Below are 13,883 nucleotides of genomic sequence, written 5' to 3'. Positions count from 1 at the left end.
TGCCTATAGAAAGTTATGTTGGATTAAAACATTGAAACACTTTCAAGCATAGCGTTGCAATGTGCGGTTTTATATTTTTAACATTCGGGTAAACTAGCGTTCGTCCCGTTTAGCCTTTTGGAAGTATTAATTTGATTATTCGGCGTTATCTCGTCAAGCAAGTTGTCTCTACCTCATTGGTGGTCATTGCATTATTGACCTTAATCATGATGGGTGGTCGTCTGATCAAATACTTTGGTGTGGCGGCGCAGGGGCGTTTAGATGCTAGTATTTTATTTAGCATCGTAGGATATCGTTTACCCGAATTCCTTACCCTTATTTTACCACTAGGTTTTTTTATTGGCTTAATGCTGGTGTTCGGTCGCTTATATGTTGACCATGAAATGGCCGTACTCAATGGTAGTGGAGTAAGTCGTCATCAATTAGCACGCTTACTCATTCCAATGACACTAGTTTATATGGTTTGTCAGTCTGTGCTCATGTTGTGGATGACGCCGTGGGGACTGCGTGAATTTGAAAAACTAACGACAACTCAAGCTGTACGGACTGGTTTTGATTTGGTTCGGCCAAGAGAGTTTATTTCTTCAGGGCCTTATACGATTTATGCAGGCTCACTGTCGGAAGACCGTAAAAACCTCAAGGATATTTTCTTTTATCAACGCGCTACTAAAGAAGATAAGCCAGATGTCATGATTTTGGCAAAAGAGGCAACACGTGTTGAGATGGCTAATGATACAGCCAATGTTGTCGATCTGGTTCAAGGTCGCCGTTATGAAATATATCCGGGACAACCGAAATATACGCAAGCAGAGTTCCAGTCTTATCGTCTGCGCTTAGAAAATGATAAAGATGTTAAGTTTGAGAGTAGTGATGTAGGAGCACTTCCAACCTCTAAACTATTGGATAAAAGTAATGATCCTGTCATTAGAAGTGAGTTGGGTTGGCGTTTATTTGGTCCGTTTACAATCATTGTTGCCCTCATGATGTCAGTTGCATTGTCTGAGGTAAATCCACGACAGGGCCGTTATTATCGTCTTATTCCATCTATTTTTATTTTCGCGAGTCTGATTGTACTTATGATTGCGATTAAGACTCGTATCAGTAGAGGAGAGCTGGACATTTGGGCTTATCCAGCAGCTTTATTGGTTTATGCAATTGCAGCTGCCTTATTTTCACGTAAACAGAAATTAGGGCCGAAAATCAAGAAACAGATCAAGCGGGTGAAATTATAATGTTAGCACGTCGAATAGTCGCCAAATATGTGACGAAAACCACTGCGCTTGCAATGTTTGGTACCACCATTGTTTTATCTGTTTTACAGGTCTTGTTTACTTATTTGGGTGAGTTGGGTGAGTTAAAGCCTGACTATAATGCATGGCAAGCTTTTATCTATGTGTTATGGGGTGCCCCTCGCTATCTATATGAGATTTTACCTATTTCGGCCTTAATTGGGGCTGTGATTGGATTAGGGGCTTTAGCATCCAACAGCGAGCTGATTGTGATGCGCTCAGTTGGTATTAGCTTGTGGCGTATTGTAGGTTGGGTGATGCGCTCAGCTTTGCTGCTTATTATTTTATCTTTTGCACTTAGTGAGTGGGTTGTTCCTTATACAAATGAGCAAGCACAAAGTGTCAAAAGTCACCGTTCAGCAGCTGCTTTAGGTGAAGTGAAAGGTTATTGGTCAAGAGAAGGGCAGCGTTTTATCTATATTGACTATGCAAACTCGCAAGGAAATTTAAGAGACATTCAAGTTGTAGACTTTGACAAAGATTACCGTTTGCAATCTCTAATTAATGCAGAGCAAGGTAAGTTTATCAAAGATGGTCAATGGTCTTTACAGAAAGCTAGCCAGACCGACATTCTTACAGATGGTAATTCAATACAAAACAATCATGAACAGCAGTCTTTAGGATTGGCTTTACAACCTAAATACGTACACATGGTGACTTTAGATCCTGAAGACTTATCTCCAAGTCAGTTGGTTAGCTTCATGCGTTATATGGATGAATATAGCCAAGTCCCTAAAACCTACCAATTAGCTTTTTGGCAAAAAGTTGCTTCTCCATTTTCTCTCATTACCTTGGTGTTAGTCGCTTGTTCTTTTATTTTTGGGCCACTACGTCAACAGTCAATGGGTTTCAGATTGGTGATCGCACTCTTTATTGGTTTGGGTTTTTATTACTTACAAGATTTCTTGGGTTACGCAAGTTTGGTATATGCACCTTCACCTGCTTGGTTTGTACTTGTACCTATTGCTTTATTATTCGGTGCAGGTAGTTATTTACTTTACCGCGCCCGTTAATTCAAAAGAATATGAATGGCTTTCTCAATGATAGGCATTGGTGAAAGCTATAGGAAAAATTAGAGTCTTCACCGAAAATTCGGTAAGATATTGCGATGAAATTGTAGACAAAAGAGAAATTGATTATGACGGATGCAACTGCTGGCAAGATCCCTCACGTTCTGGTCATTATGGATGGTGTTGGACACCGTGAAGCGATTGAAGATAATGCTTTTCTTGCAGCAAAAACCCCGAATTTAACTGCAATGAAAGCAAAGCATCCAAATAGTCTCATTTCTGGTTCTGGTGAAGATGTAGGTTTGCCTGATGGACAAATGGGTAACTCTGAAGTTGGCCATATGAACCTTGGTGCTGGCCGTGTGTTGTATCAAGATTTTACCCGTATTACTAAAGACATTCGTACTGGCGATTTTTTCAAACATGAAGTATTGATTGACGCTGTTGAAAAAGCCAAAGCTGCTGGTGGCGCAGTTCATATTATGGGCTTACTTTCTGAAGGTGGTGTTCATTCACACGAAGATCATATTGTGGCGATGTGTGAGCTTGCATTAAAACGTGGTGCAAAAGTTTATCTTCATGCATTCCTTGATGGTCGTGATACTCCTCCACGTAGTGCTCAACCTTCATTAGAAAAATTAGATGCTCTATTTGCTCAATATCCGGGTCAAGGTCGTATAGCAACTATGATTGGTCGCTACTTTGCTATGGACCGTGACAACCGTTGGGACCGTGTAGAACAGGCTTACCGTTTATTGACTGAAGGTGAAGCACTTCGTACTGCACAAACGGCAGTAGAAGGTTTAGAGCTTGCGTATGCTGCAAATGAAAATGACGAGTTTGTAAAAGCAACTCGTATTGGTGATGTGGCTAAAGTTCAAGATGGCGATAGCGTTGTTTTCATGAACTTCCGTGCTGACCGTGCTCGTGAAATTACTCGTGCGTTTGTTGAAAAAGACTTCGCTGGTTTTGAGCGTAAAGTTGTGCCGAACCTTTCTAAATTTGTCATGTTGACGCGTTATCAAGCCAGCATTGATGCGCCTGTGGCATATATGCCAGAAGAGTTGAAAAACTCACTTGGTGAATATTTATCTTCTCTTGGCAAAACGCAATTACGTATTGCTGAAACTGAAAAATATGCTCATGTGACGTTCTTCTTTAGTGGTGGCCGTGAAGATGAATATCCAGGTGAGAAGCGTATTCTCATTCCATCACCAAACGTTGCAACATATGACTTGAAGCCTGAAATGAGTGCTTATGAAGTCACTGATGAGCTCGTTAAGGCAATTAACTCAGGTGAGTATGATTTATTGGTTGTGAACTTTGCCAATGGTGATATGGTAGGTCATACAGGCGTATTTGATGCTGCGGTTAAGGCTGTTGAAGCAGTTGATACATGTTTAGGTCGTGTATACGAAGCTGTGATGGCTAAAAAAGGCCACATGCTGATTACTGCTGACCATGGTAATGTCGAGCAAATGCAGGACTATGAAAGTGGTCAGGTTCATACTCAACATACAACAGAGCTTGTACCATTTATTTATGTTGGTCCAACTCAAGCGACAATTGCAGAAGGTGGTGTACTTGCAGATGTTGCACCGACTATCCTTAATCTAATGCAGATTCCAGTTCCTGCTGAAATGCAAGGTCGTAATCTGATTACATTATCTGCATAAGCGATAGGTGACTAAATGCTGCAACACAAAATATATAAAGCTTTTTTGGGTAGTGTATTGATGTGTTGCAGCTACCTCGCTCTTGCTGCTCCTGTTGTAAAAGAAAAATTATCGCCGCAGCATGCTGATCCGGCAGAATCAGAAGAAAGTTATGCAGAAGTCCCTATTGAATCGATTCAGCAGTTTGTACAAATTTATGGGATTGTTCGGGATAACTATGTCGATGAAAAGTCGGACGATGCTTTATTTTTACAAGCAATTAAAGGATTAGTCAGCGGTTTAGATCGTTATTCACGCTATTTGTCTCCTGAAGAATACCGTCAACTCATTCAATATACCGAAGGTGATCTAGCCTCGGTTGATTTTGCATTAAGTCCAGAAGCACATATCCATAAATGGATGATTCGCGACCTTAAGACAGGTTCAGATTCATATAAACTAGGCTTAAGAAATGGCCAGACAATTCTAAAAATTGATAATCAAGAACTTAAGAACCTGACGCAAGATCAAATATCTGGTTTGCTGTATGGTTCAATAGGATCAACACTTCAAGTACAGACCGAGGAGTCAAATACTCCAATCAGTTTAGTTCGTAATAAAAAGATTGAAACTGACATCGAACCTGTCATGTTACACAATCAGGTATTGGTACTAAAAATTAGAGTGTTCCAGCAAGATACTGCTAATGAAATTAAGCGTTTGATTGAAGAAAATAGTTCTTCGCGTTTAAAAGCGGTATTAATTGATTTACGAAATAACCCAGGCGGGTTGCTATCTGCTGCTGTTGAGTCAGCCGATTTATTTTTAAATCATGGCATTATTGTTTCTACAAAAAGTCGTTCAGAAGGTAATCAGCAATTTCAGGCTTTACCGGGCAATGATTTTCAAAATATAAAGGTCGGTATTTTAATTAATCACCGATCTGCGTCAGCAGCAGAAGTTTTTACTGCTGCAATGAAAGAGCATCAGCGTGCTTGGGTTATTGGCGAAAAAAGTTATGGAAAAGGTGTTGTACAAAAGCTTTTCCCTCTGCCTAGTGGGGCAGCCTTGCAAATGACGGTCTCACATTACTACACACCAAATGGTAATATGATTGAAGGGCAAGGTATTCAACCTAATCAGACCTATCCCTTACCGCCAGAAATGAAAGAAGATGTTTATTTGGAGCGTGTTGCCGATTTACTTCTAAAAAGGAAGTAACCTTTATACTTCCTGTTCAGTCTCGGTGTCTAAGCCAAATTTTTTTAAACGATAACGTAAAGAACGAAACGTCATTCCTAGTTTTTTTGCTGCTAAAGTTCTGTTCCAATGGGTCATATTGAGTGCATTGAGCAGAATATCTTTTTCAATGTTCTCTAAATAACGCTCCAATCCTTCAGTTGGTAATTTTTTTACAACTTGAGGCGCTGTCACGTTATTTTGTATAGTCTGAGATACCAATGATACTGAGTTAGAAATATTTGCTCTTAATGGTGCTGGATGTAAGTGTGGTACATCAATTTGAGCATCATCACTTAGGGTGATTGCTCGCTCAATCATGTTTCTTAATTCGCGAACATTGCCAGGAAAGTGTTGCTGTAAGAGATAAGTCTCGGCTGCTTCGCTTAATTGTTTGGGTGGTGTTTCCCACTCCATACAAATTTTCTGAATAAAGTGATTTGCAAGTAAAAGGACATCTTCGCCACGTTCTCGTAGCGGTGGTAACATCAAATCCATAACATGGATACGGAAAAACAAATCCTGACGGAATTTGCCTTGTCTAACCAATAAATCCAAGTCTTGATGACTCGCACTAATGACACGGAAATCAACATCAATTTCCTGATCGGAACCGAGAGGACGGATCTTTTTTTCCTGTACCGCACGCAGTAGTTTGACTTGCATGCTGAGTGGTAATTCGGCAATTTCATCTAAAAATAAACTACCGCCGTGAGCCGATAAAATCAGACCCTGTTTATCTTGAGTTGCCCCAGTAAAACTGCCTTTTTTATGTCCAAACAGCTCACTTTCCATGAGTTCAGTTGGAATGGCACCGCAGTTAATTGCAATAAAAGGACCTTCACTACGGTTACTCAACCGATGAACTAGGTTGGCAACTACTTCTTTACCTGTTCCTGACTCACCTGTAACAAATACAGGTGCTTGAGAGCGAGCAATTTTTTTAATTGCAATGCGTAATTGTTGAATGGGTAGAGAACGGCCGATTAATAATTTATTTTCTAGCGCTGTTTCTGCAAAATCTTGATCTGTTTGTTGCCGATTGAGTGCCTTTTGCAATAACTGATCTAGATGGACTTGGTTAATAGGTTTATTCACAAAATCAAAAGCACCTGCTTTTAATGCAGCAATTGCAATATCCATATTGCCGTATGCAGTTAAAACTGCAATTGGGGTGTTGGGGTAGTTTTGAGAGACATGTTTGACTAAGTCTAACCCGCTACCATCAGGTAGATTTAAATCGGTTAAGCATGCGTCGTAATGAAACTGAGTGAAGAGTTGTTTGGCCTGTTCAACCCGATAAGCAAGATGTGTTTTAATTCCCATTCGTGCAAGTGTCATTTGCATTAAAAGGCACAAATCTTCTTCATCGTCTACAAGCAAAACCAGTGGTTGCTGTTCTGCCATTTCCCCAAAAACCTAATAAAAAAATCAATATATTATTGGGCACTCTATCCTGAAGCATGCCCCTTGTTTTTGCTCTACATAAGTGAGCTTTGCATGGTTTGCCTCACAGAAACTATGAGACAAGTATAATCCTAAACCAGTTCCATTAATTTCGGTACTAAAAAATGGTTTAAATAGTTGAGATATATCACGTTTTGAGACACCTTCACCGTAATCGATCACATCAATATAAATTTTATTTGCTTGTGAATGAATATTGATCGTGACATTAGGTGAATCAGGTGCATTATGCCGTAAAGCATTTCGCACCAAATTAATCATTACTTGTCGTAATTGTTTTTCGTCAAATAAAAATTTTAGATAATTATCAGATATTTCGAGTCGGATAGAGTGCTTAACGTCTGATAAATCTTCTTCGAATAAACTTGTTATAAAATGACTTAAGTCAATCTGAATAGGATGAGTTCTTTCACTACGTGCAAGCCCCAAAGTATCTTGAACAATACTGTCAATGCGTTTGGCTTGTTTACCAATCATATGTTGCAAAGTATTTTGTTGTTCTGGGTCTCTATCTTTAAGTAGCTCATTTGCTTGTACAATTGCAGCCAAAGGGTTGCGGATTTCATGTGCAATACTTGCTGAAAGTTGTCCTAAAGCAGCAAGTTTGAGCTGTTGTGCTTGCTGATTAATTTGTTGGGCATCTTGTAAAATGAGCAGTGTCAGTGCTTGTTGTGGGACCAAAAGGTGCTGCACTTTAATATTAATGGAATAAGTCGATAGGCGGGACTCAAAAATAAATCGGTCACCTTCTTGTAATTCACCAAACTTAAGAATCTCATATAAGTCGGTATGCCACTTGGCTAAAGGATATTTTTCGTTGGCAAATTGGGGTGGAATACCGAGCAGTGAGCAAGCAGCTGGATTGCTGAGCACAATATTGTAGTCTTCATCTAAGACTAAATAGCCTTCTTCAATTTGTTCTAAAATATAACGGTTAATATTTTGAAGTTGATAAAGCTCCACCGACTGGTGAAAGGTCAAAGCTTCAAGTAATTTAAAGCGCTGTACCGCAATTTGACCAATACCATGAACGACAAAAAATAAGAAAGCGAGTAGGGCACTATTCCCGATCGTGTTTAGATTGTTGTAGTCGAACAAACTACCCACGAAGCGTTGGTAAATTACTGCAATGATCGCAAGCAAGGTAATGATTAAAGACATTCTTGCGCTGAGTAAAATTGCCGAGGTAAAGATTGCAATTACATAAAGTAGACTAAGCTGTAAATTTGGTTCACCAACAGAAAAAGTCAGTAAACTCAAACAAATAACATCGACAATAAAAAATAAAGCAAGCTGGCGTGTTGCCTGAGCTGCGATAAATTTAAAGCCTAACAATTGAACAAGACTGACAATTGAGTAGCCTAGTAGCGTATAAAAATATAAAGATGGTTGCTGCAAACTATTGTCAGTTTGAGCATTGGTTGAAACCAAAATAATAGTCAGGCTAACCGCAATAATAAGACGGTATAAACCATACCAAGTGCCCAAACGAAAAATCGTATGGGACAGGGATGAATTTAAAGGAGAGTGCATGTAAGTCTGATTATGGTTTAATCAGACCGTAGCGAATCGCAAGATGTGTAAGTTTTACATCGCTATCAATTGCTAACTTTTCAAAAATACGATAACGGTAAGTATTTACAGTTTTCACGCTCACAAAAAGTTTATCGGCAATTTCTTGTGCGCTAATACAGTTGACAACCATCATGGCAACTTGCATTTCACGTTCTGATAACGAATCAAAAGGGGATTGTTGGGTGTCGGATAAATATGAGCTTGCTAGTTGTTCGGCAATATCAGCACTAAAATATTTACCACCTTGCATCACTTTGTTAATTGCACGAACCATCTCGGCAATTGGTGCACCCTTGGTGATATAACCTTTTGCACCGGCTTTTAGCAATAAAGACGGGTAGGGTTCTTCGGCAAGGCCGCTCACAGCAATGACTTTCGTCTCTGGAGCTGTTTGTAATAAACGACGAGTTGTTTCTACGCCACCGATGCCCGGCATGTTGACATCAAGTAGTACGACTTGCGGATGTTGTTGGCGAACGATAGCAATTGCTTCTTCCCCAGATTCGGCTTGTCCAATTACCTCAACATCTGCATGATCTTCTAACATACGGCAAATACCCGTACGTACCAGTTCATGGTCATCGACAACTAAAACTGTAATCAAGAAGACCTCCTTTCTTTCAAAAAACAAGTTTTTTGTTACATAAAGCAAAATAAGCTTGCAATGGAATGACAAAATTAGCAATCCTATTCTTCTATAGTGAGCGAATAGTTGTGCACAATTGTGTCGGTAAACCTTTATACCTTATATCTCAAATGTAAGGCATAATGATAGTAAGCGCAAATGTGTGTCACCCTGAGTCGAGTATTGTGCCGTGAAAAATTCTAAAAAGTCTTTAATGCATGTGCTAAGCATGTCTATTTTGCTTAGTTTGAGTTCAACAAGCTTTGCAGAACTCGTCAATAACCCGTCCTCAGGGAGTACTGGTACTGCAAGTTTAAATTGGTCGGCAGCGGATGCTAGTCAACTTTTAAATGATGAAGATGATGAACCAACTCCGCAAGGTTCAACATCTGTAACTACAACTTTGCGTGGCAGTAATGCACCGAAAGTTATTAGCTCTACACCTAGAGTTGCTCCAATTCGTGATACCGGGGGGTTTAATGCCCAGCCGAGTGTAAGTGCACGTGCTGCACTTGTCATGGATGCGCAAACAGGTGAGGTTCTTTATAGTAAAAATACCAATGCATCGGTACCGATTGCGTCTATTACCAAATTAATGACAGCAGTTGTAACGGCAGATGCGCGTTTAAACATGTCAGAAGAAATTACACTTGAGCAAATTGATTTTGCTGGTGCAAATGGTAAAAACTCAAGCTCAACCTTACGTGTTGGCGACAAGATGAACCGTGCAGAAGTTCTTCTGTTTGCTTTAATGAAATCTGAAAACCCAGCGGCGGCAGCTTTAGCGCGTACTTATCCGGGTGGTCGTCCTGCATTCGTAGCAGCGATGAATGCTAAAGCACGTTCTTTGGGTATGAGTGCAACTCATTATTATGAGTCGACTGGTTTAGACCCACGCAATGTTTCTTCTGCACGTGATTTAGGAATTTTGGCGAGTACAGCGTCTCAGTATGGCTTGATCCGTCAATTCTCAACTACACCGACTTATGATTTTAACTTGGGTTATCGCGTGTTGAAATCTAACAATACTAATGCGCTAGTGCGTAATGGTGGTTGGAATATCAACTTGTCAAAAACTGGTTATATCAATGAAGCCGGTCGCTGTGTCGTGATGCATACGACTGTAAACTCACGTCCAGCAGTGATTGTATTGCTTGGTGAGCCAAGTACACAGGCACGTAATAACGATGCAACTAACTTATTGGGTTGGTTGAGTAATTTGCCAAAACGTATTTAAGTTCAATATTTAAAAAACGCTTCTATCAAGAAGCGTTTTTTTATGGATATAAAAAAGACATAAAAAACGGCCGTATTAAACAGCCGTTTCTTATAAAAACTCAGATCTTACATATTAGATAAAATCGAATCTTTTACTTGGTCCATTGTTGCATCAATTGACAACATCACTGCATCAGCACATTGTTTGATTGCAGTGTCAGGATCTTTCAAGCCATTACCAGTTACTGTACATACGATGACAGAACCTTCAGCAATTTTACCTGCTTTAATGTCACGGATTGCACCGCCGATAGAAGCAGCAGATGCTGGTTCAACAAATACACCTTCATACATAGAAAGTAAGCGTTGAGCTTCTAAAATCTCACTGTCTTGAAGTTCATCAAACCAGCCTTTAGAGTCACGTACCACAGCTTTTGCATGGTTCCAGCTTTGTGGATTACCAATACGAATTGCAGTTGCAACAGTTTCAGGGCTTTCAACAGGAGCACCACGTAAGAATGGAGCTGCGCCAGAAGCTTGGTAACCTACCATTGTTGGTAAGCCTTCTGGTTTAGGGCCAGTGAATTGATCGGTCGCAGCATCGTAAACAACTTGTTCGAACTGATCAGCAGGTTGGTTTGCTACAGCTTCTGTATAACCCATCCAGTGAGCTGTGATGTTACCTGCGTTACCTACTGGCAAGCAGTGATAGTCAGGTGCACGGCCTAAAGCTTCAACGATTTCATAAGCAATGGTTTTTTGACCTTGCAAACGGTAAGGGTTGATTGAGTTTACAATCGTTACAGGTGCTTGATCAGCCACTTCTTTTACAAGACGCATACCATCATCGAAGTTACCACGAATTTGCATAGTGATCGCACCATACATCATCGCTTGCGCCATTTTACCCATCGCAATTTTGCCTTCTGGAATCAAAACAAATGCTTTGATACCAGCGCGAGCAGCGTATGCAGCAGCAGCAGCAGAAGTGTTACCAGTAGATGCACAGATAATCGCTTTAGAGCCTTCTTCAACCGCTTTGGTTACAGCCATGGTCATACCACGGTCTTTAAATGAACCAGTCGGGTTTAAACCCTCATATTTCACATAAATTTCAACATCTTTGCCAATAATACGTGGAATATTCTCAAGTTTAATGAGTGGGGTGTTGCCCTCACCCAAAGAGATAGCACGAGTAGTTGCCGAAACTGGCAAACGGTCACGATAACGATCTACAAGACCAGTATAACGATTGGCATTAGACATGATGGTGTTCCAATTAGAGATGAAGCGGGAGAGGGAATCTTTCCCTCAACCTGATTAACTATCGAGCGATTCTAAACGAATTCTTACGATTTCGCCACGAATAGCAGGTAATGCTTGAATTTGCGCAAGAGCGTCATCCATTTTTGATTCAACGATTGGATCGGTCAAAATCACGATTGGAATAAGGTCTTTTAAGCGGGATTGTTGCATGATGGCATCAATACTGATTCCAGCACGGCTTAAGATGGTCGTTACATCAGCAAGTACACCAGTCTGATCTTCAGCATTTAAGCGGATGTAATAACCTGTAGTCATTTCTTCGCGGCTTAAAATTGGCACATTTGTTAATGCTTCAAAAGCCAGCTGAGGAATTGTTCCTGCGCCATCTTCGGTATAAGAGATGTCACGAACAATATCAATCACGTCGGCAACAACAGCGGAAGCTGTTGGGCCAGCACCAGCACCAGCGCCGTAATAAAGCGTTGGACCTACTGCATTTGCTTGAACTAATACAGCATTTTTAACACCGTTCACATTGGCAATAAGCTGCTCATCTGGAATAAGTGTTGGGTGAACACGTAGCTCAATCCCTTTTTCAGCACGGCGTGCAATTCCTAGGTGTTTAATGCGGAAACCAAGCTCTTCAGCATATTTCACATCTTGTGCAGTGATTTTGCTGATACCTTCGGTATAGACTTTATCGAACTGAAGAGGGATACCAAACGCACAAGACGCTAAAATTGTAAGCTTGTGCGCAGCATCAATACCTTCAACGTCAAAAGTTGGGTCTGCTTCTGCATAACCGAGTTCTTGAGCTTCTTTTAATACATCATCAAATGCACGACCTTTCTCACGCATTTCAGTCAGAATAAAGTTACCTGTACCATTAATAATGCCTGCTAACCATTCAATATGGTTTGCAGCAAGGCCTTCACGAATCACTTTAATAATTGGAATACCGCCAGCTACTGCTGCTTCATAAGCAATTTGCACGGCATTGTCTTCAGCTGCTTTAAATAATTCATTGCCATGTTCAGCGAGTAAGGCTTTATTTGCAGTCACGACTTGTTTGCCGTGTTTAATCGCTTCCATGATGACTTCGTAAGCAGGGTGGATCCCACCCATCACTTCTACAACCACATCAACGTCTGGTTGACGAACGATGTCAAGTAAGTCCGCGCTTTGTTTAATCCCTTCCAATTCAAGATCTGGACGAGGGCGGCGTGTTCCAACGTGGGTAATTTGAATTTCTCGACCGGTGCGACGTTTAATTTCAGCGGCATTTTCTTGTAGTAGTTTAAGGGCTCCTCCACCTACGGTTCCTAAACCGAGTATTGCCAGGCGAACTGGTTTCACGTCACACTCCATATCATCATTTAATCATTTAGTTGAAGCTAGATCATAGCTAAAAAAAACGCCAGACTCTAGCGCTTTTCATGCTTGTTCAATCAATTAGAGTGCGATGTTCGGAAAAGCTGATTAGATCAGTCTTTAAACATTGGTGGAAAAAGAATTAATTATTGAAAAAACAAAGCGCTGCAATATGAGCAACGCTTTGTTGAAGAGATAGCTGATGAATCATTCATCAGCTTGGCGAATATTATTTATTCAATTTTTTAACCAATTCATCTGGTGTTAAGTAGCCACCCAAGTACTCGCCATCAACATTGTAGATTGCAGGAGTACCATTCACGCCCATGTTTAAACCAAGCTGATATTGTTCGCGGACAGGGTTTTTACATTGTGCAGGTGGAATACTAACGCCTTGTACAGCTTGGTTAAATGCAGCTTTACGGTCTGCACTACACCAAACGGCTTCCATAGTTGGCATAAATTGTTCACCACGTGGCCAAGCAATATAACGAACCTCAATGCCTTTTTCATTAATCTCGGCTAAATGCTCATGTAATTTGTGGCAATAAGGACAGCTTGCATCGGTAAACACATAAATCACATGTTTAGCCTTACCATCTTTCGCTGGGTAAACAATCAAATCTTCATTTTTTAAAGCAGCAAGATGCTTTTTATTTTCTGAAGCTTGCAGGTTATCACCAATATTATGCAGCTCTTTGCCACCTAAACGAATGACATCACCCTGAATCAGGTATTTACCATCACTGGTTGTATAAATTGATGTCATTCCTTCGAGATTTACCCAATATAAATTAGGAACTTCTGTCGGCTTGATATCTAAAATTTTGGCGTTGATATTTGCATTCTTAAATTGTTTTTGCAAAGTTTCAATTAAACGCTGTTTAGCATTGCGTTCAATGATGGTTGACGCTTCCCCAGTAGCAGGTGCGGTCGCTGTGAGCGCATCTTCTTTTTGTGGTTTGTTTTCTTTAGAACAAGCACTGAACAGCAAGCTAGAAGCCAAAGCACAGGCAAGAAAAAGTTGAGATCGGGTAAAAGACATAGATAACCCTTATTTCATCAGTATTTATAGTCAGAAGCTGCTAAGCATAACAAAAAATCTAGTGTGTATTGTTAAAACTTTCTTAACCTTTGTGAACGAAATCAAACGATTGTTTGATGAATT

11 protein-coding genes are annotated in these 13,883 nt (G+C 40.3%); 5 read left to right on the top strand and 6 right to left on the bottom strand.

Annotated elements, in window-relative coordinates; genetic code table 11:
* The first annotated feature begins 131 nt into the window (after window positions 1–131).
* The 4 genes from lptF (at window position 132) to NE363_RS17100 (ending at window position 5,175) form a co-directional block, all read left to right on the top strand.
* Complete coding sequence (lptF, locus tag NE363_RS17115) at window positions 132–1,232, top strand: LPS export ABC transporter permease LptF (RefSeq protein ID WP_004699267.1); 1,101 nt, start codon at window positions 132–134, stop codon at window positions 1,230–1,232.
* Entirely contained in the window at window positions 1,232–2,302 is a 1,071-nt protein-coding gene (lptG, locus tag NE363_RS17110; RefSeq protein ID WP_004699266.1) for an LPS export ABC transporter permease LptG, read from the top strand. The genes lptF and lptG overlap by 1 nt, the downstream gene beginning before the upstream one ends.
* 125 nt (window positions 2,303–2,427) lie before the next feature.
* Complete coding sequence (gene gpmI / locus NE363_RS17105) at window positions 2,428–3,975, top strand: 2,3-bisphosphoglycerate-independent phosphoglycerate mutase (RefSeq protein WP_004699264.1); 1,548 nt, start codon at window positions 2,428–2,430, stop codon at window positions 3,973–3,975.
* 15 nt (window positions 3,976–3,990) lie between these two features.
* Window positions 3,991–5,175: a S41 family peptidase gene (locus NE363_RS17100; RefSeq protein WP_068932669.1), complete on the top strand. Its 1,185-nt coding sequence runs from the start codon at window positions 3,991–3,993 to the stop codon at window positions 5,173–5,175.
* Between the two features lie 3 nt (window positions 5,176–5,178).
* Here the strand turns inward: NE363_RS17100 and NE363_RS17095 are convergent, their stop codons facing one another.
* Genes NE363_RS17095 through gacA form a run of 3 tightly spaced genes read right to left on the bottom strand, consistent with a single transcriptional unit; the run spans window position 5,179 to window position 8,839 of the window.
* Window positions 5,179–6,600, bottom strand: coding sequence for a sigma-54-dependent transcriptional regulator (locus NE363_RS17095; RefSeq protein ID WP_445535518.1), 1,422 nt, complete (start codon window positions 6,598–6,600; stop codon window positions 5,179–5,181).
* Between the two features lie 24 nt (window positions 6,601–6,624).
* Window positions 6,625–8,193 (bottom strand): sensor histidine kinase, encoded by a 1,569-nt coding sequence (locus NE363_RS17090; RefSeq protein ID WP_445535517.1) that lies wholly within the window; start codon window positions 8,191–8,193, stop codon window positions 6,625–6,627.
* Window positions 8,194–8,203: 10 nt separating this feature from the next.
* Complete coding sequence (gacA, locus tag NE363_RS17085) at window positions 8,204–8,839, bottom strand: response regulator transcription factor GacA (RefSeq protein ID WP_019457005.1); 636 nt, start codon at window positions 8,837–8,839, stop codon at window positions 8,204–8,206.
* Window positions 8,840–9,050: 211 nt separating this feature from the next.
* Here gacA and pbpG point away from each other — a divergent pair, with 211 nt between their 5' ends.
* Window positions 9,051–10,097 (top strand): D-alanyl-D-alanine endopeptidase PBP7/8, encoded by a 1,047-nt coding sequence (pbpG, locus tag NE363_RS17080; RefSeq protein WP_134263468.1) that lies wholly within the window; start codon window positions 9,051–9,053, stop codon window positions 10,095–10,097.
* A gap of 107 nt (window positions 10,098–10,204) precedes the next feature.
* Here pbpG and thrC read toward each other — a convergent pair whose 3' ends face one another.
* The 3 genes from thrC to NE363_RS17065 form a co-directional block, all read right to left on the bottom strand.
* The gene (gene thrC, locus NE363_RS17075) at window positions 10,205–11,344 is read right to left on the bottom strand and encodes a threonine synthase (protein ID WP_019457006.1); all 1,140 of its coding nucleotides are present in this window, start codon (window positions 11,342–11,344) and stop codon (window positions 10,205–10,207) included.
* Between the two features lie 54 nt (window positions 11,345–11,398).
* A complete protein-coding gene (locus NE363_RS17070; RefSeq protein ID WP_025465069.1) occupies window positions 11,399–12,700 on the bottom strand; it encodes a homoserine dehydrogenase in 1,302 nt (433 codons plus the stop codon).
* 244 nt (window positions 12,701–12,944) lie between these two features.
* On the bottom strand, window positions 12,945–13,760 hold the full coding sequence (locus NE363_RS17065; protein WP_086497165.1) for a DsbC family protein: 816 nt from the start codon (window positions 13,758–13,760) through the stop codon (window positions 12,945–12,947).
* Window positions 13,761–13,883: the final 123 nt, after the last annotated feature.

Source organism: Acinetobacter sp. G18, assembly GCF_052660225.1.
Note: the sequence above shows the minus strand (reverse complement) of the source record. Positions and strands in the feature narration are given on the sequence as shown.